General features: G+C 32.5%; 16 protein-coding genes. 2 read left to right on the top strand and 14 right to left on the bottom strand.

Annotated features, from left to right (window positions below):
- Positions 1-163 precede the first annotated feature (163 nt).
- Complete coding sequence (locus LNP27_RS11345) at positions 164-985, top strand: DUF3822 family protein (RefSeq protein WP_229941714.1); 822 nt, start codon at positions 164-166, stop codon at positions 983-985.
- Entirely contained in the window at positions 982-1569 is a 588-nt protein-coding gene (locus LNP27_RS11340) for an RsmD family RNA methyltransferase (RefSeq protein ID WP_229941713.1), read from the top strand. The genes LNP27_RS11345 and LNP27_RS11340 overlap by 4 nt, the downstream gene beginning before the upstream one ends.
- A 271-nt stretch (positions 1570-1840) precedes the next feature.
- On the opposite strand, the gene LNP27_RS11335 is transcribed toward LNP27_RS11340, so the two are convergent.
- The 14 genes from LNP27_RS11335 to nagA form a co-directional block, all read right to left on the bottom strand.
- The gene (locus LNP27_RS11335) at positions 1841-3202 is read right to left on the bottom strand and encodes an amidohydrolase (RefSeq protein ID WP_229941712.1); all 1362 of its coding nucleotides are present in this window, start codon (positions 3200-3202) and stop codon (positions 1841-1843) included.
- Positions 3203-3215: 13 nt separating this feature from the next.
- Positions 3216-3920 (bottom strand): ankyrin repeat domain-containing protein, encoded by a 705-nt coding sequence (locus LNP27_RS11330; protein ID WP_229941711.1) that lies wholly within the window; start codon positions 3918-3920, stop codon positions 3216-3218.
- Between the two features lie 137 nt (positions 3921-4057).
- On the bottom strand, positions 4058-4930 hold the full coding sequence (locus tag LNP27_RS11325) for an AraC family transcriptional regulator (RefSeq protein ID WP_229941710.1): 873 nt from the start codon (positions 4928-4930) through the stop codon (positions 4058-4060).
- A 140-nt stretch (positions 4931-5070) separates the two neighbouring features.
- Positions 5071-7140, bottom strand: a complete 2070-nt coding sequence (locus LNP27_RS11320; RefSeq protein ID WP_229941709.1) for a protein-disulfide reductase DsbD family protein — start codon at positions 7138-7140, stop codon at positions 5071-5073.
- A gap of 134 nt (positions 7141-7274) precedes the next feature.
- Positions 7275-10082 (bottom strand): M16 family metallopeptidase, encoded by a 2808-nt coding sequence (locus tag LNP27_RS11315; protein ID WP_229941708.1) that lies wholly within the window; start codon positions 10080-10082, stop codon positions 7275-7277.
- Between the two features lie 328 nt (positions 10083-10410).
- Positions 10411-11442, bottom strand: coding sequence for a TlpA family protein disulfide reductase (locus LNP27_RS11310; protein WP_229941707.1), 1032 nt, complete (start codon positions 11440-11442; stop codon positions 10411-10413).
- A gap of 101 nt (positions 11443-11543) precedes the next feature.
- Positions 11544-12962, bottom strand: coding sequence for a RagB/SusD family nutrient uptake outer membrane protein (locus LNP27_RS11305; protein WP_229941706.1), 1419 nt, complete (start codon positions 12960-12962; stop codon positions 11544-11546).
- Between the two features lie 12 nt (positions 12963-12974).
- A complete protein-coding gene (locus LNP27_RS11300; RefSeq protein WP_229941705.1) occupies positions 12975-15935 on the bottom strand; it encodes a SusC/RagA family TonB-linked outer membrane protein in 2961 nt (986 codons plus the stop codon).
- The gene (locus tag LNP27_RS11295) at positions 15932-16474 is read right to left on the bottom strand and encodes an STN domain-containing protein (RefSeq protein ID WP_229941704.1); all 543 of its coding nucleotides are present in this window, start codon (positions 16472-16474) and stop codon (positions 15932-15934) included. Before LNP27_RS11295 ends, LNP27_RS11300 begins: the two co-directional genes overlap by 4 nt.
- A gap of 103 nt (positions 16475-16577) precedes the next feature.
- On the bottom strand, positions 16578-17786 hold the full coding sequence (locus LNP27_RS11290; protein ID WP_229941703.1) for a FecR family protein: 1209 nt from the start codon (positions 17784-17786) through the stop codon (positions 16578-16580).
- A 67-nt stretch (positions 17787-17853) separates the two neighbouring features.
- Entirely contained in the window at positions 17854-18408 is a 555-nt protein-coding gene (locus LNP27_RS11285; RefSeq protein WP_229941702.1) for an RNA polymerase sigma factor, read from the bottom strand.
- Between the two features lie 336 nt (positions 18409-18744).
- A complete protein-coding gene (locus LNP27_RS11280; protein WP_229941701.1) occupies positions 18745-19905 on the bottom strand; it encodes an MFS transporter in 1161 nt (386 codons plus the stop codon).
- Positions 19906-20073: 168 nt separating this feature from the next.
- Positions 20074-20643, bottom strand: a complete 570-nt coding sequence (locus LNP27_RS11275) for a Crp/Fnr family transcriptional regulator (protein ID WP_229941700.1) — start codon at positions 20641-20643, stop codon at positions 20074-20076.
- A gap of 95 nt (positions 20644-20738) precedes the next feature.
- The gene (nagA, locus tag LNP27_RS11270; protein ID WP_229941699.1) at positions 20739-21857 is read right to left on the bottom strand and encodes an N-acetylglucosamine-6-phosphate deacetylase; all 1119 of its coding nucleotides are present in this window, start codon (positions 21855-21857) and stop codon (positions 20739-20741) included.
- Positions 21858-21904: the final 47 nt, after the last annotated feature.

The raw sequence follows: 21904 nt of genomic DNA, 5'->3' as shown, positions 1-21904 counted from the left end.
TTTCAAAGATAGGCTTTCCATTTTGAAATAATATCGACATTAGTATTGATTTTTAAAATTGAAATTGATTTTTACAATTGCCATTGCTATTTTTATTTGTAAGTTTGTAACCTCATTTAATTCTTTCTAAAATACAATTTATAGAAGAATTGTACATCAAATTATGCCAACAGAAAACACTAACATAACCGAGAAGGTTTATAAAAAACTATCTATTCAAGTATCTTTGAATGGTTTATCTTTTTGTTGTTTTAATACACTTAACGATACTGTTAGTTCCGTTAATGAAGTTCAGTTTGACACGGTGGACAAAAACGCCAAGATTGAGGAACTGTTTGCCAATGCCTTTCAAAGTTATCCCGAATTAAGTGAAACTTATGATGAGATTTTAGTGATTCACAACAACAATCTTTCAACATTTGTTCCGGAGCCGCTATTTGATGAACATTTTTTAGGTAGTTATTTACAATACAATACAAAGGTCTTTGAAACTGATTTTTTTGCTTTTGATGTAATTTCAAACTGCCAAATGAATTCTGTTTATATACCTTACGTAAATATCAATAATTTTTTTATTGACCAATTTGGCTCTTTCGATTACAAACATGCCAATAGCATTTTAGTTCATAAACTATTGATTGCCTCTAAAAACAAAGAGGAAAAAAAGATGTTCATTCATATCAATTCAGGACATTTTGAAATCATAGTAGTCCAGAATCAAAAGCTGTTATTATTCAATTCATTTGATTATAACACAGCTGAAGACTTTATTTATTATATTTTATTCACTGCTGAGCAATTAAATCTTAATCCCGAAAATTTCCCATTAGAATTGATCGGGAATATTGATCAAGAAAATGATTGTTTTAAAATTGCTTATAAATACATTCGCAATGTTTCTCTTATCGATGTAGAGGATTTGCGATGGAACAATTATTTTTCTGAGGCCGAAAACAGAAAACATTATATACTTTTCAACTCATGAGAATAATTTCAGGAAAATACAAAGGAAGACGCATTTCTCCACCAAAAGGTTTGCCCGTACGTCCTACAACAGATATGTCTAAAGAAGCATTATTCAATGTTTTAAATAACCATTTTAATTTTGAAGGGTTAAAAGTGTTAGACTTGTTTGCTGGAACTGGGAATATTAGTTACGAATTTGCATCACGTGGTTGCACACCAATCACTTCTGTAGATGGCGACTTTGGATGTGTAAAATTCATCAAGCAAGTTGCAACTGAATATGATTTTAATATTGCTGCTACAAAAAGTGATGTGTACTCCTATTTAGAAAAATGTAAAACATCGTATGATATTATTTTTGCAGATCCACCTTACGGATTCGAACAAAAAACGTTTGAAAGAATTATTGAGTTAGTTTTTGAAAGAGACTTGCTTAATGAAGATGGAATGATGGTAATCGAACATTCTAAGTATACGAAACTGGATCATATGATTCATTTTTCTTTCCAGAAAAGTTACGGAGGCTCTATTTTTAGTTTTTTCGAAATAGCTTCGAACGGCGAAGGCAATGATGAGGATGAAATAGATGGTGAAGAAGAATAGTGATTGTCAACAGAATTGCTTCATAAATCTACTACTCCAATAAAATAATTGAGAGAATTAAGCTTTAATTTTGCTTAAGTGAATTTAGTGGTGAAAAAGTAGAAGATACGTACTTCAATAAAGAAAATATTTTTTAAGATCATAAATCAATCAAATTACGTTAAAACAAAAAAAGATGCTTTGATAGCATCTTTTTTTGTTTTAATTCTATTTCTACAAACTGAATTTGACTTAAAATTAAAGTAGAAAGTTTTAAATAAAACAAGCAAACTTAAGCCTTCATTTCTCCTGCTATAAGTTTTCCTTTAAAAAAGACTGCTTCTCTTTTAGGTAAACGCGCTACCGTTTCTGCAGAACAACTGGCTTTTACCAAGATAAAATTGGCTTCATTATCTATAAGAGGCCAAGTTCGAATGCCGGCATCATTTAGTAGTAAAACCTCATTAGTAGTAGCAATATGTAGAGCACGACTTAAACTAAACTCATCCGTCCATCCGTAAAGTTGGGCACACAATTTTGCTTTTTCAAGCATATCACAATTTCCAAAAGGTTGCCAATGATCTACAATACTATCAGTTCCTGTCATTAATTTTACACCGTATTTTTTCAAAGTAGGAATAGGTATAATGGTTCTACCAATTGGAACTGTAGAAACAACACCAATTCCCAGCGCTCCCATTTGTTCGGCTGTTTTTTCTAATTCTTTTTGTTCCATTCTTGCAAGTGCAAAACCATGACTAATGTATGTTTTACCTTGTAACTGTTTGTTCTCTTCTGTTTTTTTGATAATATAATCAATTGCCGCCTTTCCTGTTGGTAGTCCTTCGTGCAAGTGAATATCAATTCCTTTATTGTTATCAATTGCAATTTGGAACATTGCGTCAAGAGATCGCTCAAGATTCCCATCAACAGTTGTTGGATCTAGTCCACCAATGAAGTCAACGCCCATTTTAGCAGCTTCTCGCAATAACGACTCTGATTGAGAATACAGAATTCCATGCTGCGGAAAAGCTACAATTTCCCAAGCAAAACTATCTTTATTTTTATCTAGAGCGGCTAATAAATGCTCTAAACTTTTTAATCCACTTACGGGATCAATATTAGTTTGGCAACGTGCAAAATATGTACCTTGGCTTTTCATTAGTTCTATAGCTTCTTCGGCTTTGCGCTGCGAGTCTGTCAATAATTGTGGAATTATTTTTTCCTCTAACACGATCATATCCTTTACTGTATAGCCTTTTCTTGGCGCAGCATTCCACTTCCCACCGTAATACGTTTTATCAATATGAATATGCATATCACGCAAACCAGGTAGCATCAAAAATCCTTTTGCATCAATTATTTTTACTCGTAAATCTAATTTCTCCTTAGTAATCTTTTTTATTTTACCATTGGCAATATGCAAATTGTACAAGTCTGTTTTGGTGGAAACCACTTCCTTCTTTTCATTATATTCAAAACCTTCTTCCAGCCTTACATTTGATAAAATATATTCTTTTAAATCAGCTTTCGTTTTATCCTCATTCTTTAGCTCAGTCATCGCTGAACTACCAACACCAGAAAACAAAGCTGCGCCAGTTGCAGCTGCACTCATTCCTAAAAATTTTTTTCTACTAATCGCGTTTTGATCCATTATTCTCTTTTTATTATTTTGCTCCTGCTTGTTCTAATAATTTTACCATTTCAATATAACCTTGTTTCTTAGCATGCATCAATGATGTTATTCCGTTTTTATCACCAATGTTTACATCACAACCTCCTTTTATTAGCGCAGCTACTATATCTATGTGAACTTGGCCACCATCACTCAACAAAACAGCTTCAAGTAAAGCGGTCCAACCCAAATTATTAATATGATCTATAGGGAAATTTGGAGTGTTTACCAATAATTTCACAACTTCTAAATGTCCTTTTTCGGCTGCAGGAATCAGTGCTGTTCCTCCATATCGATTATAGATTTTGAAGTTTGCACCGTGCTTCAATGCCATTTTTACTATTTCCACATTACCTTCAGCACCAGCGTATAAAAAAGGGCTGCTTTTTATTCCATCCTGAGCATTGACATCGGCTCCTGCAGTTATAAGCAATACGGCTATTTTATTATCCGTTTTATAAACTGCTTCCATGAGTGCAGTTCTCCCCTTTTCATTTTTAATTTCTAAGGAGAGCTTATCCTGTAAAATCTTTGTCACCATTGTTGCATCACCACGATCAACAGCTTCAAAAAGTGCTTTGTTTTTGTCCATATCCTCTAATTTTGATTCTGTTTGTTTTGAAGAGCAACCACAAATTAAGACAATGATTATAACCAATTTGCTTAATAATCCGCTGTTGTTTTTTATACTTGTCATAGTGCTTTTCATACTGAATTAATAAAAATGATTCTCTGTCATAAAACCGTCTTAAACTTTCTTTTATGCTTATAAATCTTTACTGATTATTATCAAATACAAAAATCGATTAGAAATTCTAATACTGAACGGTATTATTAATGATAAGGATGGTAAAATTTATAACTTTCTCTAAAATCGCTCGGCGATTCTCCTGAATGTTTTTTAAAGACTTTACTAAAATAGCCATTATCATTAAAACCCAATTGGTATGCGATTTCTTTCATAGATAAGTTAGTGCTAGCTAACAGGCGCTTCGCTTCAAGCATGGTTCTATCTTTTATGAAATCTCCGGCAGAAGTTTTTAAATATTTTTGCGAAAGGATATTTAGATAATTAGCTGTTATTTTTAACTGAGTGGCATAAAATTTTACCGATGGCTCTTGCTGAAAATGAATCTCAAGTAACTCAGCGAATTTTTGTATTAATTTTTCAGGTCTAACGACACTATCGCTCTCTGGAAATTGAATTAAATAATTCTTCTCTAATAGCTTAAGCAACAAATGCAGCTGCAGCACTACTATTTCCTTTGTAACTATATCATTATTAGGAAGTAATCCTTCGATTTCATTCAGCTTTTTTATAAACTCTTGAAAAACTGTTGCTGTTAGTGAAATACAGGATAAAGAACTGGGTTGAAAAAAAGAAAGTGGAGATAAATTATAAAAAATATTTACTATTTCGCTCGAAAGCATCAACTGAAACCCAGTCGTACCTTCTTTAAGTGACCAATTGTGTATTTGTCCAGGGCGAACAAAATAAACCTGATTATCAGCAACTGTATATTGTGTGAAGTCAATATCGTGAACTCCGGAGCCACTTTCGACAAAAAAGACTAGAAAGAAATCGTGTTTATGGGGCTGCTCAAATTCGTTTCGTCCCTTTACACTATGACGGAATAGGGTAATACCCAAATTATCTTCGCCAAGTATATTTCCAATAGATAAAGTAGGGAACGCAAGTTTGCTCAAACTAGTTTTATTTATTATTATTCAATTCCAAAAATAAAGAATTAAACAAGACGACACAACTAACCTTTCTACCTATATACTTAAAACAAATAAAGCACCCTAATTAAAAAATTAGAGTGCTTTATTATAATGGAATATTACTATTTTTTAAAATTAGCTACTCCTATTTTTAACCACTTGTGGTATTCTTCAGCATCTGGTGTATAACCCACAGGATCAAGTAAGTTCTCCCCTTCGTTGTCGATTAACACATAAAATGGCTGAGCATTTGCTTTGTATTTAATGGTTTGGAATTCACTCCATTTTTGTCCCACGTATTTTAATTTTTTACCTGGTCTTAACTTAGATTCAATTTCTTCACCTGCAGGAAGTGGTCTTTTATCGTCTACATATAAAGATATAAGCACAACTTCATTTTTCAGGATAGACAAAATTTGCTCTTTTGGCCAAACTTGTTGTTCCATTTTTCTACAGTTTACACAAGCGTATCCAGTAAAATCTAACATAACAGGTTTGTTTACTTTTTTGGCGTAAGCCATACCTAAATCGTAATCAGTAAAGGCAATAATATTATGCGGTGCCATTAAGTGTGCTCCTTCTGGAATTTCAGGAGTTGCTGAAGTTGAAGTTCCTCCTTGAGAAGATCCTACACCGTAAGGAGATTCGCTATAATGTTGTGCCGGTGGAAAAGCGCTAATTAAGTTTAAAGGTGCTCCCCATAAACCCGGAATCATATAAATCGTAAAAGTTAATGTTAGTAAACCTAAACTTAATCTTCCAACAGATATATGCGTTAAAGGCGAATCGTGCGGTAATTGTATTTTTCCAAAAAGATAAAATGCTAATGTTCCAAAAATGGCAATCCAAATCGCTAAGAAAACTTCTCTTTCAAGTAAATGCAATTGCAAAACTAAATCAGCATTCGATAAAAATTTGAATGCTAAAGCTAATTCTAAAAATCCTAAAACTACCTTTACAGTATTCAACCATCCGCCTGATTTTGGCAATGAATTTAACCATCCTGGGAAAGCTGCAAATAATGCAAATGGAATAGCTAATGCCAATGAAAAACCTAACATTCCTACGATAGGTCCAACTTGATTTCCGCCGGCTGCCGCTTGCACTAATAAGGTTCCAACAATAGGTCCTGTACATGAAAAAGAAACAATTGCTAAAGCCAAAGCCATAAAGAAAATTCCAATCAATCCTCCTTTATCTGCTTTTGTATCTACTTTATTTGCCCATGAATTAGGAAGCATGATTTCGAAAGCTCCCAAAAAGGAAACTGCAAAAACGATTAATAGTAAAAAGAAAATAACGTTAAACCATACATTAGTTGAAAGTGCATTCAGAGCATCTGCCCCAAAAACTGCACTTACTATGGAACCTAGAAGCACATAAATAATTACAATTGATAATCCGTAGATAATAGCGTTTTTGATTCCCTTAGCTCTAGTTTTACTTTGTTTAGTAAAGAAACTAACTGTCATAGGGATCATAGGAAACACGCATGGTGTTAATAATGCAGCAAATCCTGAAAAGAAAGCAATAATAAAAATGGCTAACAAACTTCTATCAGTCGATTTTTGAGTCGTTTCAGGAACTACTTTTTCGACCGTATTCGCATTAACTTCAGCTTTAGCAGTTGAATCAACAGCAACTTCCTCTTTTACTAAAGTGTCGATTGCAGTTTTTTCGGCTGTAATTTCTACCGCTTCTTTTTCTACTTTTTCTTCTTCCTTGATAACAGCTATTCCAGCAGTTTCAGGAATTTGAAAGTTTAAATCTACGTAAGTTGGTGGTAAACAATTGGCATCATTACAAACCATAAATTCAACTTCTCCAGTAATTTTAAAAGCCTTTTTTGAAACCACATTTATACGTTGCTTGAACGTAGCTTTATTTTCAAAAAACTTTATCTTCATATTGAAAACTGGATCATTAACAGTTTTCCCCGTTCCTTCAGAAACTTTTCCAACTAATTCATAAGCGGAGTTTTTAGGAAAAGTAAAAGCTGTTGGAATTGGTCCATCCTCAGGAACACTTTGAGAATATAAATGCCATCCACCTTCGATAGTTGCTTGAACAACTAAATCATATTTGGTTTCAGAAACAGCTACAACCGATGTAGACCATTTTACTGGATTGTGGATTTGTGAAAAAGAGACAGCGCTTATAAAAAGAGCTAACAGTAACATAATTTTTTTCATTGGAATATAAATTTATCTTTTGCATTTAATTATAAAGGGTCATTGTCTCAATGACCCCTTATAAACTTTCGTTGTTTGTGTACTAATTCAAAATACTTAAAATAAACTAAGTAATAACGAAAGATGCTTTAATACTATTTTTTGGGTTTAAATATAAATTCGAAGCTCTCTGCGCCATTCATTATTGTTTCAACAAGATTCTGAATGTCTTGCGGCGTAACTGCATTTATAAGATCAACATTGTTCTTAGGATCGTTTCTATTATAACCTTCAATAGCGTAGTCATACATTACGTTCAACTCGTAACCTGTATATTCTTTTTCTTCTTTTAAGTCTTTTAAGTAACTAGTTAAAACCTTATCTAAATCTTCTTTTTTAAGATCACCATTTTTGATTTTTTCAATTTCTTGGTGAACAATTTCCACTAATTTTTCTACTTTATCAGGATTACAATCAAAGTAAACATAGAAACTAGCTATTTGTTTGGGTCTCTTAGGCAAAACACTATAAACACTAGCGCCATAAGTTCCACCTTCTTGCTCTCTCAATGTTTCTAATAATCTATTTTCAAGAATATCCTGAAACGCTTTTAAAACGTAAGTGTTTTTTAAACTATACGTGTAAGGCTTTTTAAACGAAATACGAACCGTAGCTTTTGGATCTTCCATTTCCATGAAAATCACTTTCTTGTTAGTTCCATTCAACCAAGAAACTGAATTATCTTGCCATTTTTCTTTTTTCTTAGTAGTTGGCAAACTAGCAATGTATTTCTCTAATAAAGGTTTTACTGCTTCTTTTGAAATATCACCAGTGATAAAGAAAGTGAAGTCAGCAGGGTTTTTAAAACGCTCTTGATAGATTGCTTTTATTTTTTCGAATGAAATATCTTTTAAATATTTCTCGTCAAATAAACGTTTTTTAGGATTGTTAAATCCGTACAAAGAGGTTGTAATGCTATCTTCCATTTTAGTACCGATGTCATTCTTTCTTTGTGTCAAAGTATTTTCTAGATTATTTTGCAGTACCTTAAAACTATCTAAATCAAAACGAGGTTTTACAAATTGTAAGTGAATCATTTGTAATAAAGTTTCAATATCTTTTGTTGTAGTCATTCCTGAAATATTCTCTTCTAAATCAGAAATACCCACGCGAGCATTAGCATTTTTACCAGCTAAAACTTTAGATAAATCAGTAGCGCTATAATCTCCTAGACCAGACATTCTAGCTAGAGTACTCACCATGGAAGCCGAAGGCAAATCAGCATCTTTTATCACAGAATTACCACCAAAACTAGCTGCTTCTAGTAGTACATTGTTTTTTTCAATATCTGTAAATTTGTAATCTACCACTACTCCATTGCTCAATACAAATCGTGTTGAACCAATTTCTTTATTCAATTTTTCAGAAACAATCTTTGCTGATTTAATAGCAAGACCTGAAATTAATGTTTTACCAACAAATTCATCTGAATATGCAACTAAAGTAGCATCATTTTCTACTTCGTTAATTAATTGCAATGCTTCCGCTTGAGATAAGTTATTCTCTCCTTCAACGCCTGTTACATCAAGTACTCTGTTTTCTGGAGTATATAATTTTTTGATAAAATCTTGCAAATCTTTAGCAGTCATTTGAGCAAAAATCTGTTTGATAATCTCAAATTCTTTAGACATATCAGTCATTGCCTCATTTTCTAAATAGTTTTTCTGAATCGTATTTACTATTTCTGCATGAGGAGTTTGATCAATTTTACTAATTTTAGTTTGGTAAAAATTGTTATAAACCGCCATAGTTCTATCGATTTCAGCTTGTGTGAAACCAAATTTTACTGCTCTATTTAATTCAGCTAAAGCTGTTTTAAAAGCTTGTTGTTGCCTATTTGGTTTTGGAGAAATAATCAATCCAAACGTATTATTGGCTCTAGCCAAACTAGAATAACTAGCAGACGCTGACACATACGGTGCATCTGGTTTTTGAGAAATCTCTTTTAATCTTGAACTCAACATTCTTGAAACCATTCCACTATACAATGATTCTTTCAAGTCAGCAACCGTTTCATCTTTCAATGATTTAGGATGGTTAATTGTAAAAACAAGTGTCGAAGTAGCCACTTCTTTATCAGTCCCTAAGTTGTAAAGCATTTCCTTGTTACCTGGAATCGTAATTACGAATCTCTCAATAGGATTTTTAATAGCTTGAATAGGAGAAAATAATTTTTCGATTTTCTGTTCTATTTCTGCTACATCAATATCACCTACTACTGCTATTGCTTGCAAGTCTGTTCTATACCAGTCATGGTAAAAATCTCTTAATGCTTTGTATTTAAAATTATCAACTACGCTCATTAAACCTATAGGCATGCGATCAGCGTATTTAGTATTATTAAACATCGTAGGTAACGATTTTTTGAAAAGACGCATATAACCATTCTGTCTCGTTCTCCACTCTTCTTTAATTACACCGCGTTCTGAATCAATTTCAGCATCGGTAAGTAATAAACCATCTGCCCAATCGTGCAAAATTAATAACGAAGTATCAATTAAACCTGGAACATTTGTTGGAATATTATCCATATTGTAAACCGTTTCATCAAAAGCAGTATACGCATTAATGTCTTTTGCAAACACAGCTCCGTGTTTTTGAAGTGTGCTTAAAACCCCTTTTCCAGGGAAGTTTTTAGTTCCGTTGAAAGCCATATGTTCTAGAAAATGTGCCAATCCTTGCTGATCGTCATTCTCTAAAACAGAACCAACATTCTGAATGATATAATAACTTGCTACGTTTTTAACTACATCCGTTTTGTAGATATAATAAGTCATTCCGTTTTTAAGTACCCCTTTTTTAATTCGAGAATTTACCGGAAGCGGATCATTTAATTTTAGTTCTTGTGCAGTAACAGTAAAAGCCGCTAAAGAAAGAAATAATACAGTTAATAGATTTTTCATGTTTTTGTAATAGTAAATTTTAGGTATAGGTAATAGAATAGAAATAGCATCTATTTTTACAATAAAATGCTTTATTATTTGGGCGTGTTCGCTATCGCAACCGGGCTTTTTGTTCCCACTTTTTTCCCAGAATCTCGTTAAAAAACGAGAATCCAGAAAAAAGAGCTCCACTACAATCCCTCACGCAAACAAGGAATTAGCAGACTTATGGATTTTTTTAGAACGACTTCGGTTTATAAGTTGAAACAAAATAATGAAGTAGCAATACTACACTTTTACATTTTTGAAAGTTTTTGTGTAGTCGAAGTCATTTCTTGAAATCTAAAAATTACATGTCAAGTGAGTTTAAAATATCTTGTAATTCAGGTTGTGAAGGTCTTGGCGCATCAGAATTTATTATTTTTCCTTCTTTATCTAATATGATAAAACGAGGAATTGCTTGAATATAATACCCTTCAATAAATGAAGATTTAATTTCATTATCCGCTAAAAGTTGGATTCCAACTAAACCTTCCTTTTTAATCATATCGCGCCATTTTTGCTCATCTTTCAAACGATCAATAGAAATACTTACAAACTTGATGTTTTTACCGTGATACATTTTTTCTACTTTCCCAATAAACGGAAATTCATATTTACAAGGTCCACACCAAGTTGCCCATACGTCAATAAAAACATAACTCCCTCTAAAATCTGAAAGTGATGTTTTTCCACCATCAAGGTTGATGTAATTTTTAAATTCAGGTGATTGCATTCCTACAGCCAATTCTGTTTTATTTCTTTGTGCATCGTTGTATTGTTGTATTAGACCTTTTTTCAAATCAGCAACTATTTTATGTTGAGCTGTTACAAAAGAGGCATTAAGATTTGACTTTTTAGCATCTAATTGCGTTTGAAAGTCAGCGCTGAATTTATTGATTTTAGCATCAAATGCTGCTTGATCTAAATCGAAAAATGCATTTATATCATTTCCGTATAACTCCCCTTCTAATTTCGCTTTAACTCTCAAGAATGCATTTTCATTTTCTCCTTTTCCAGTAATTACAAGAGTTTTAGTCACATTTTTTGCATCAAAATTAATTTCTAAATTCATACCACTGGTAAGATATAAACTAAAGAACTTGTCATAAAAGGTATTAAAAAAACCAGGTTTATCTAAATTAATGGTATCTCTATACGTTCCATCAGCTGCTACTTTTATGTTTACTGATTTTGAAGTTTCTGGATTAAAAAGTCTAACAACTAGTCCATCAATTGGGTTTTCAATTTTTCCATGTACTACTGCATATTCTTTTTGAGCTAGTGCATTTTGGCAAGAAAGCATAACTAATAGAAATGCTAGGAATGATAAATTTTTCATTTTATAGGTTTAAAAATTAATAGTGTAAAAAGTGAGAGTGCAATAGCAGAAAGAATAAAATGAATTCTTTTCTTTTTTGCACTCTCATTTAGTTCTTAGGATTAATACCCTTTGTTTTGAATTATTGTTTTATTACCTGCAAGTACTTGCAATGGCATTGGTAATACGAATTTGTTTGGAGAAACTAATGAAGCTTTAGCAGCTGTAGCAGTAAGATTTCCAAGATTAACGTAACGAACGATATCAAACCAGCCTTCTCCATTTTCGAAGAAAAGCTCTAACAACTTTTCGTTACGGATATCGCTTAATAAAGCAGCTTGAGTAGATAAATCTTTTGGAGTTACTCCTGCACGCATTCTAATTTCGTTCAGACTTTCTAAAGCAAGATCAAGATCACCACCAGTTCTTCTAGCTTCTGCTTCCGCTTTAATTAAATAAATTTCACCTAAACGCAAGTGATACAAAGTATTTCCTTGAGAAGATATTTGATCTAGAAATGGGTATTTTCCGTTATCATTCGATTTTTTTGTATTTGCTGCATAAGCAAAAGCAAAACGTGGGTCATAACCAGAACCAGCACCTAACAAACTTCCATCATTTGCAGTTCCCACTTGAGCATCAGCTAAAGTTCTTAAAATTTGACTAAAAGAAGTCCTTTTCACTTGACTCATTTGAGTTTTTCCTTCATTATCTGGACCAGTCAATGGCGCAAAAATAACTTCTGATGAGTTGAAACTGTTTTTGAAGATATCAGAGTATTGCATTTCTAAAGCATAACCTTCATCATTATTGATTACTTCATCTGCTAAAGTTGCAGCTTCAGTATATTTCCCTTCATATAAATACACTTTAGATAATAACGCTTTAGCAGCAAGGCTTCCTGAGTAAAAATGTTCTATGTATTGCAGTCCTTTTTCGGAAGCATAAAGTAAATCATCTTCGATTTGTTTGTACACTTCAGCAACTGTATTTCTTGGGTTTGCCTCAAGTGTAGTTGCAAAAGTGTTTCTAACAACAATTCCGTATGTAGAATTTACATTATAAAATTCACCAAAATAACGAAGTAAGTTGAAATGAGCAAAAGCACGTTGGAACTTAGCTTCTGAAATCATTTCCGCTTTTTTATCATCTGCAATACCAATAGCTTTTCCTGCTTCTAATTCTTGAATTAAAAAGTTACAACCATTGATTATTTTGTAATGACCACTATACAAATTGGTCAAAAAGATATTATCAACTGGAACTTCATTAGTGTTAAAACCATTGCTTCCGCTCATAAATCCTGAGATAGTTCCCTCATTTCCTAAAGCTGCAAGATGCAATGGGAAAAAACTTACGTCAAATTCTCTACCTAAATCATAAACACCATTAAGTATCAATTGCGCAGAAGCTTCGTCTCTTACCGCGTTTTCAGGAGTTAATTTATTGTATGGTTTTATATCGTCAATACTACAACTTGTTACTGTAGCGGCTACTGCAAAAAGCAAAACTGCAGCGCTATTTTTTATATATTGTTTCATCTGTATTTAAAATTAAAATTGAACTTGAATTCCTAATGAGAATGACTTAGCTAAAGGATATGGATCTTCGTTGTTGATTTGATCTGTTATTGTTCCTCTTTCTGAGAAAGTTTCTGGATCAATACCAGGCCATTTTGTCCAAGTCAATAAATTTGTACCAGTCAGCGTAAATGACGCTTTATCAATACCCATTTTGTTCATTAGTTTTTGTTCGAAATTATAAGTGAACTGCATACTTTTTAGACGCAAGTATGAAGTATCATAAATATATCTATCTGAAATTCTTCCGCTTGCAGATGGATCCGTGTAAAGTGCTCTTGCATAACGCGCACTAGGATTTTCAGGTGTCCAAGTATTCAAAGCATATTCACTGTATTTATTTTCACCTAGATTATTAAATGTACCCATAGGAATTGCATTCCAGATTGACTGTGCTCCTACTGAATATTGGAACAAAGCACTAAGGCTAAAGTTTTTGTAAGCAATTGTATTAGAAATTCCACCAAAGTATTTAGGCTGAATATTTCCAATTACCGCTTTATCATCAGCTGTAATTAAACCATCTCCATTAAGATCTGCCATCATAAAATCTCCCACAGAAGTTGATGCTTTATCGTATAAACCTGTTGGTGATGCTGCATTTAATGCATCTATTTCATCTTGATTTTGGAATATTTTAGTTACTTGATAGCCTCTAATCGTTCCTACTGGTTGACCTTCAATATAGTAATCTAATTGGAAAGGATTAATGCTCGCTCCATTCAGTTTTACTAATTTGTTTCTATTGAAAGACCAGTTTACATTAGTTGACCAAACAAAGTCTTCACCTCTAATGATATCACCACCTATACTAACCTCAATACCTTTATTAGTTACATCCATAAAGTTTGAGAAATAAGACTTAGGACCTAATTCTAAAGATATTGGTGTTTGCACTAATGCACCGGTAGTTTTTCTTGAATAGGCATCAAAACTACCTTTTAAACGGTTGTTGAAAAATCCAAAATCTAAACCTAAATTCACCTCGTCTGTTGTTTCCCAACCAATTCCTGGATTTGGAAAATTATCATCAGCAACAATACCAGAATTACCATTGTAGATATTTGAAGATGAATTTTGAAAAAATTGTACATAAGCAAAATCAGAAACGTTAGTTGATCCAACTCTTCCTGCACTCGCTCGCAATTTTAAGATATTGATATGCTCCGTATCCGAAAGAAATTTTTCATTAGAAATATTCCAACTTGCAGATAAAGATGGGAAATAACCTCTTTTATTATCTGTACCAAATTTAGAAGACGTATCCGTTCTAAAATTCAAAGTAGCATTGTATAGATCTTTATAACCGTAGTTCAAACGAGAAAACAAAGAATATAATCCTGTATCTAATTTAGTACTAGAATAACCAATAACTGTTCTTGCTGAAGTAGCATTAATTAAAATTTCGTCATCTGGGAAACCGCTGTAAAATTGAGAAGAATTATTGAAGTTTGTTCTGTCCCAAGCAGCACCACCTAATATTCCAAATTTATGATTCTCTGAGATATTAAAGTTGTAGTTAGCTGTTAAGTTCGTTGTAATGTTCGATACTAAACCATTTGCTTCACTCAAGTAAGAGTCATTTGGAAAAAAGATATAATCAGTTTCAACCGTTTTTGGAATAAAAGAACTGTTTTTGTTATAGAAAATAGAAGCATTAGACTCTGCTTTTAATTTCAAATCTTTTAAAGGCTCTACTTCAATGTAAGCACCACCAATAAAGTTGTATGCTTTGTTGTTTGTTATATTACCCAAACGCATTAATGGATTAGGCTCAAGAGTCATAAACCCATTTTGATAATCCGGCTGACCTACTAATTTACCATTCTCATCTCTTGGCGCTAAATCAGGACGAGCGCGAGCTATAGAAGTATTTACAGTAAATTGATTTAAGATATCATTTTCTCCTGAATTAGCTTCAGTATGTCCCACATTGACAGAACTTCCAATTTTTACAAAATCAGTAAGATCTGTATCTAATGACATTCCTAAATTATACTGCTTCATTTTATCTTTGATAGTCAAACCTTCTTGATCTATAAACGATGTGCTGAAATTGTAGTTTGTTTTATAGCTACCGCCACTCAAACTTAAATTAGCTTGTTTCGTAACAGCCATACTTCTAAATACTTCTTTGCTCCAATCCGTATTTGCAGTACCAAAATAATCATCGTTCATACCATTATTGCTCACCATGAACGTATCAAAATCTAAATCAACTTTAGCAATATTCTGTAAATCAAAAGAAATGAAAGGATCCATTTGACCATTATTCATAGCATCAACAGTATTAGTAATCAATTGATTATAAAAGTTTTTATACTGAGTTGCATTTAAAGCTCCAACCGTGTTTATAGGCTGTGCTAAAGTAGTAGCATAATTGAAATTTACTCTTGAAGGTTGCCCTTTTTTCCCTCTTTTAGTTTTAATGATGATCACACCATTAGCACCACGAGATCCATATATAGAAGTTGCTCCAGCATCTTTCAATACGTCAAAACTTTCGATATCATTAGGATTCAAAGTCGATAATGGATTTGCTCCTTGTAAAGCATCAACATTAAACGGCACTCCATCAATTACAAATAAAGGTTGGTTTAATCCACCACCTACAGAAGATAATGGAGAAGTAAGACCTCTAATATTAATACGAACCGGCGCACCTGGACGTCCTGTATTTTGAGATACTTGAACTCCTTTAACTAATCCTCCTAAAGCTCTATCAAAACCAATTGTTCCAGTTGAAGCCTGAACAATATCTTTTGCACTTACTGAAGAAACCGCTCCTGAAAACTCAGTACGTTTTTGTTTACCATAACCTACAAGTACCACTTCTTCAAGTTCATTAAGTTCTTGTAAAAGCACTATTTTTAAGTTACTCGTACCGTCAAAAGCTACCCTCATAGGTTCAAAACCTACGTAAGAAAATATCAAAAATTTTCCATTTGCTTCAGAATTAAATTGAATCGTCCATTGAAGTCCGTAGTTGTACCGTAATTTGTTCCTTCGATTGTTACAGTTACACCTGTTAAAGGTAATCCAGCTTTATCTACAACAACGCCTTCTATTTGTTTTTGATAAGCAGCACTTACAGTTTCAACTTTCGTTTTATCTACTTTTTTAAGGACAATCTGGTTGCCTAAAATTTGATACGAAATATTAGTGTTTTTAAAAAGTTTCCCTAAGACATCAGAAACTAGTTTTTTGTCAACATTTAAATCAATTTTTTGATTCAAATTCAACTCATTACGGTTGTAGAAGAAATGAAAATCAGTTTGGTTTTCAATTATCTGAAATACATTAGACATTGCAACACCATTTACGTCCATAGTAACGGTGTTCTTTTGTCCGTAACTACTTGATGCATTAACTTGCACAAGAGTTATGAATAAAAATAAGAGTGTGAATTTCATCTTTAAGTTAGAGTTATTCAAAATGCGCTTCAACGCACTTTTAGTTCGCTGTTTTTTCATAAGTTTACACTTGGTTTAATTTGTTAGTTTTAGATTAAATCATTATTAAAAATGACTGGGAAGATGTTGGCGCATCTTCCTTTTTTTTTATTTAATAAAATTATTACATATTCTTAGGTTTAGTTATGGTTATTACTCGGTTGTTAATAGTATAGTTAAAAGCTTTATAAGTTTGAAATGTTTTCAAAACCTGATCAATATTCTCTTCCTTAAATGTTGCTGTAACCATTATATCATTCAGCTCATCGTATTTATTTACAATATCAACATTGTATTTTCGCTCTAACTTATTTGTGATAACTCCAAACGAATCATCAATAAACATAAGCTCTCCAGTAACCCAAGCAATATATTTTCTAACATCGACAGTTTCTGTTTTAAGATGTTTATTTTCGAAAAACACTCTGTTTCCTGGTTTTAAAATTACATTGTCATCTTCAACTACTTTATTAGAAGCAACAACACTTCCCTCTACTAAAACAGTATATGTTTTAGCATCCTCTTTATAAGATGTTACATTAAATTTTGTTCCCAAAACTTTAACGTTCATATCGTTTGAACCCACAACGAAAGGATGTTTCGCATCTTTAGTAACTTCAAAAAAAGCTTCGCCGTTAAGAAACACTTGGCGATTTTCTCCGTTTATAAATCGAACTGGATACTTTAATGAAGTTCCTGCATTCAAATGAACATCTGTTCCATCAGATAATTTAAGCTCAAAACGTTTTCCGTATGGTACTTTTATAGTGTTATAAACGAGAGTATCTTTTGCGGAAGCATTAGTGTAAACCAATTGATTTCCTTTTTGAGTACCCACTACATTTCCATTAGCATCAACTACTTGAGTTGTTCCATCCTCATTTATAATTTGAATGTCACCGTTAGCTAGCTGTAAAGTAATAGCTGTTTCCGCTGCAATAGAATTTTCAAAAATTGGTTTTACATTTGCATCTTTACCAAAATAAAAATAGCCTACAGACACTAAAACTATCACAACAGCAGCGTATTTTAGAATGGTAGTGGCAGTTTGTAAGAATCGAACCTTCGATTCAATTTTTTGGAGTTTTTCTTGCGTTTGTAATGGTCGTTCTAATTGAGAAACTATGGTATCCCACGCATTGTCTTTATTAGTGTTTGCCGTGAAAACTACTTGTCTCGTTTTTTTGTAGAAGAGTAAATACTCTGAAAAAGCTTGTTTGTTTTCAGGGCCTTCATCAATCCATTCTTTTAGAATAGCAAATTCATTTTCAGTTATCTCTTTTGAGATATATGCCGAAAGTATTTCTAATATAGTAAGTGGAATAGTTATCATTTTTGTCTTCTTATTATCTTATAGAGTACAAAAGATCAAAAGTGGGTGACAAAAAATTAAACTTTTTTTAAACTAAAAGTAAAACGACGATTACATCCAGCGAATTTCGCAATTGTTTTAAGGCTCTTGAATAATGTGTTTTGACCGTATTCACTGATATTCCCAGCTCAAAAGCGACCTCTTTGTATTTTTGATTTTCTAATACGATTGCTTTAAAAACTTCTCTGCTTTTTAAGGGTAAAGCTTCAATTTCTTTATATAATTTCTCTTTTTCTTGCTCTAGAAACTCTAAGTCCAAGCGTTCTTCATCCATTAAAATGTTGACATGATCTTCTATTTCTTCAAAATAATATTTATTTTGCTTTTTAACAGCCTTCATACTGTTGTTTTTTACTGCTGCAAAAAGATAAGGGCTAATCGCCTGTTCTAGACTTAGATAAATCTTTTGATCCCAAAATTTGATAAATAGATCTTGAACAATATCTTCAGCTAACTCAAATGAATCGCAGTATTTTAAGGAGTATACACTAAGTGGCATGTAGTATAAGTCAAATAATTCTTTATAAGCAGAAGAATCTCCTACCTTAAGTTTTTCAAGGATTAATAAATCTTGTGACTTCATAAAGAATAATTGCTACTAGGTGTAAAAGTGGTTTGAAATCTACAATCATGCATATTCCACCGACACAAAAAAACGTTTAAGTTAAAAAATTAAGTATTACGTAATATTGCCCGAATGTACTATATTTTGAAGGAAAATCAAACCAGAAAACCCAGCAATTACAAGTTACAGTAGTGATTGTACTTCTTTTTTTACAAAATAAAAAATAGCTATCTAACTAATTGATTATACTAATGCACTAATAATAAAATATTTAGAGTTATTGAGAGTTGCTATTAATCCGAGATTATTATTTAACATTTTAAACTAAAAAAAATTAGTCTTATTCACAAAAAATTACTCTTTTCTAAAAGACAGGTGAGCGATTAGTATTAAAACTGATAAAACAATTCCAAGAGCGGAAACTCCTATCCATTTATAATGTCCCCAAGCCATTGCTCCAGCTACAGTTCCAAAAGCACCACCTATAAAAAAACCAACCATGTAAATGGTATTCACTCTGTTTCTAGCTTCTGGATTTTTTGAAAAAATTATCTTTTGATTGGTAATATGCAAAGACTGTAAACCTAAATCGACTAATAAAACACCGATCATCAACCCAATCAATGAAGTACCTGAAAACAGAAGAATAGACCAAGATAGAATTAGTAGCAATGTTCCCACTAAGATTATGGAATGGTTACTAATATTACCACTTATTTTACCAACAAAAGTTGCACCCAAAGCACCTACAATTCCAAGAATTCCAAACGCTCCAGTGATGGCACTTCCGTAACCAAAAGAGTCTTGCATCAAAAAAACCAATGTAGTCCAAAAAGCACTCAATCCTGCAAATGCTAAACCACCTCTTAAAGTAGCTAATCGCAACGAACCGTCAGTTTTGAAATAATGGTACAAAGATTTCATTAAACTAGCGTAACTCCCTTTAAACACTGGAGCAATCGTTGGTAATTTATATTTTAGAAGGATGTACAACAAAACCATCATTACCGCAGCGGCATAAAACATGACACGCCATCCGAATTGCTCTCCTACAAAACCACCTATCACACGGCTTCCTAAAATTCCAATCAGTAATCCACTCATTACAATTCCTATAGCTCTACCTCTATTTTTATCGTCAGAAAGTTGAGCTGCCATGGGTACAAATAACTGTGGAATTGCTGATGTAAATCCAACAAAAAAGCTACTTACGATCAAAATAAAAAGAGAATTTGCAAAACCAGCTGCGATTAACGAAAGGACCATTATTAAAAAATCCAATCGCAATATTTTCTTGTTAGAAACTTTATCTCCTAGTGGAATTATAAATAATAAACCCAGAGCATAACCTAATTGTGTAAACAAAGCAACATTGCTCACTTCTGCTTCCGTAACTTTAAAACTAACTGCGATTTGATGTAATAATGGTTGGTTATAATAAAGATTTGCAACGACTAAACCCGCAGATATGCTTAATAAATATAATACTTGATTGCTAAGAGTAACTTGTTTCATTGTATGTTTTAGAAGTGGAATTAAAAAAGAGTGTAACAAATAAAGTTATTTCCAATTAATCCTTTTGAATTCACCGCAAAAAATTTATCAGAAAATAAACATTTATTTTTTGTCAAATTTAATTTTTTTTAGAAGGAAAAGAATTGTCCTATGTCAACGTTTTTAAAATTATAATTTAGATTTGATTCGGCTTAAGGTGGATGGAGAAATTCCCACATAAGAAGCTGCCATTTTATTAGAAACTCTTAACAAAAATTGAGGTTGGTTTTTTATAATCCATTTGACTTTTTCTAATGCATCAAATCCTTGAAAACCATAAATGCGCTGTTGAGAAGTAATAAAACCCAATTCTAAAATCCGTTTATGTATGTTGCCAAATTCAGGAAATTGATCTACTAATTTGTAAAAATCTACCCTTGAAATAACTAGGAGTTCTGATTTTTCAATAGTTTGCAAATATTCACCAGCAGGTTTTTGATCTATAAAACTAGGTAATGCTGTGCAAAGCATACCTTCAAAGCCAAAGTATCGTGAGTTTTCTGTTCCATCTGAATTTATGGTATAGAGACGGATACTTCCTTTATTTATGAAGTAGTAATTAGAACACACTTCATCAAAACTAATGAGAATTTGGTTTCGCTTAGTTTGTATTGTCTTAAAATAGGTACAAATCAAATCTAAATGCACTTCACTAATTCCAGTTTCTTCTTTGATATAATTTTTTAAAAGTGAATGCATTTATGGTAGTAAAGTTAGATTTCAAGTCTCTTCAAAATTCCGATTAAAACTTCAATATACAAAACACAAAAGCAATTATATGAATTAGATCTTTTTTAAATTAAAACTAAACTTTTAATTCCAGATAAATCAGGATTAAACTGAACAAAAGTAGCAGGGAAACCTGGTTTTATTTTGCCAATTTCATTTTCCATATTTATAGCTCCTGCAACTCGACAAGTAGCCATTTTTATTGCTTCATCAGCAGATACATTTAGGTATTTGTAAGCATTTTGTACCGCTTCATCCATCGAGATACTCGCTCCTGCAAGATTGCCTTCTTCATTACGATAGAATCCATTTTCAAGATGAGCGTCAAAATTTTCCCATTTGAAATTTACAACTTTACGTCCTAAAAATGCAGCGTCACTAATCAAGAAAAACTTTTCTTTCTTTAATTCATAAGCTATTCTTGCCGCCGCATAATCACAGTGAGCACCGTCCAAAATAACTGGAGCATACACAGATTCGTTTGCAAAAGTTGCTCCTACTAATCCCGGTTCGCGATGACCAAATTGCGTCATAGCATTGAATAAGTGCGTAACGAGTTTTATTCCTTTCGAAAAGTAGTATTGCGCTTGCTCATAAGTCATGGTCGAATGTCCCGCTGAAATCACTATGCCACTTTCTAAAAGCATCTCTAATTGGTCATCTGTAAAACATTCTGGTGCAATGGTGATTACTTTTATAACGTCTTTTCCATAACGGATAATCTCTTCTAGTTCAGAATTTGTTGGCTTTCGAACTTGATTCAAGCTATGCGCACCACGTTTTAAAGGGTTCAAAAAAGGTCCTTCTAAATGCATTCCTAATACTCCGTTTTTATGTTTTTCCTTATAATTGCCGATCGCTTCAATTCCTTGAAGTATGGTTTCATTCGAAGAAGAAATTAAACAAGGCAGAGTATGAGTCGTTCCATATTTCAAACTTGAATCATGAATGTCTTGAATGGTTTCCTCATTTGGATATTGACTAAAATAGAATTGCTCACCACCATTTATTTGAATGTCGATAAAACCTGCAGCAATATGTTTTCCTTTTAAATCAATTTGTGGAATATCATTTGGAATTTCTTTTTGAACACTGATAATAGTATCGTTTTCTATGATAACAACGCCGTTGTGGATTATCCCCTCTCCAGTATGTACTATGGCGTTAATAATTGCTTGTTTCATTTCTTTCTGTTTTTTATAAAGAATTACTCTCATCAATGGAGCAAGAG

The sequence above is a fragment of the Flavobacterium galactosidilyticum genome, from assembly GCF_020911945.1.
GTDB classification, from domain to species: domain Bacteria; phylum Bacteroidota; class Bacteroidia; order Flavobacteriales; family Flavobacteriaceae; genus Flavobacterium; species Flavobacterium galactosidilyticum.
Note: the sequence above shows the minus strand (reverse complement) of the source record. Positions and strands in the feature narration are given on the sequence as shown.

Coding starts and splice junctions, on each gene's coding strand:
- LNP27_RS11345 (WP_229941714.1), top strand. CDS start 164: ATGCCAACAGAAAACACTAACATAACCGAGAAGGTTTATAAAAAACTA.
- LNP27_RS11340 (WP_229941713.1), top strand. CDS start 982: ATGAGAATAATTTCAGGAAAATACAAAGGAAGACGCATTTCTCCACCA.
- LNP27_RS11335 (WP_229941712.1), bottom strand. CDS start 3,202: ATGGATCAAAACGCGATTAGTAGAAAAAAATTTTTAGGAATGAGTGCA.
- LNP27_RS11330 (WP_229941711.1), bottom strand. CDS start 3,920: ATGACAAGTATAAAAAACAACAGCGGATTATTAAGCAAATTGGTTATA.
- LNP27_RS11320 (WP_229941709.1), bottom strand. CDS start 7,140: ATGAAAAAAATTATGTTACTGTTAGCTCTTTTTATAAGCGCTGTCTCT.
- LNP27_RS11315 (WP_229941708.1), bottom strand. CDS start 10,082: ATGAAAAATCTATTAACTGTATTATTTCTTTCTTTAGCGGCTTTTACT.
- LNP27_RS11310 (WP_229941707.1), bottom strand. CDS start 11,442: ATGAAAAATTTATCATTCCTAGCATTTCTATTAGTTATGCTTTCTTGC.
- LNP27_RS11305 (WP_229941706.1), bottom strand. CDS start 12,962: ATGAAACAATATATAAAAAATAGCGCTGCAGTTTTGCTTTTTGCAGTA.
- LNP27_RS11295 (WP_229941704.1), bottom strand. CDS start 16,474: ATGAAAAAACAGCGAACTAAAAGTGCGTTGAAGCGCATTTTGAATAAC.
- LNP27_RS11290 (WP_229941703.1), bottom strand. CDS start 17,786: ATGATAACTATTCCACTTACTATATTAGAAATACTTTCGGCATATATC.
- LNP27_RS11285 (WP_229941702.1), bottom strand. CDS start 18,408: ATGAAGTCACAAGATTTATTAATCCTTGAAAAACTTAAGGTAGGAGAT.
- LNP27_RS11280 (WP_229941701.1), bottom strand. CDS start 19,905: ATGAAACAAGTTACTCTTAGCAATCAAGTATTATATTTATTAAGCATA.
- LNP27_RS11275 (WP_229941700.1), bottom strand. CDS start 20,643: ATGCATTCACTTTTAAAAAATTATATCAAAGAAGAAACTGGAATTAGT.
- nagA (WP_229941699.1), bottom strand. CDS start 21,857: ATGAAACAAGCAATTATTAACGCCATAGTACATACTGGAGAGGGGATA.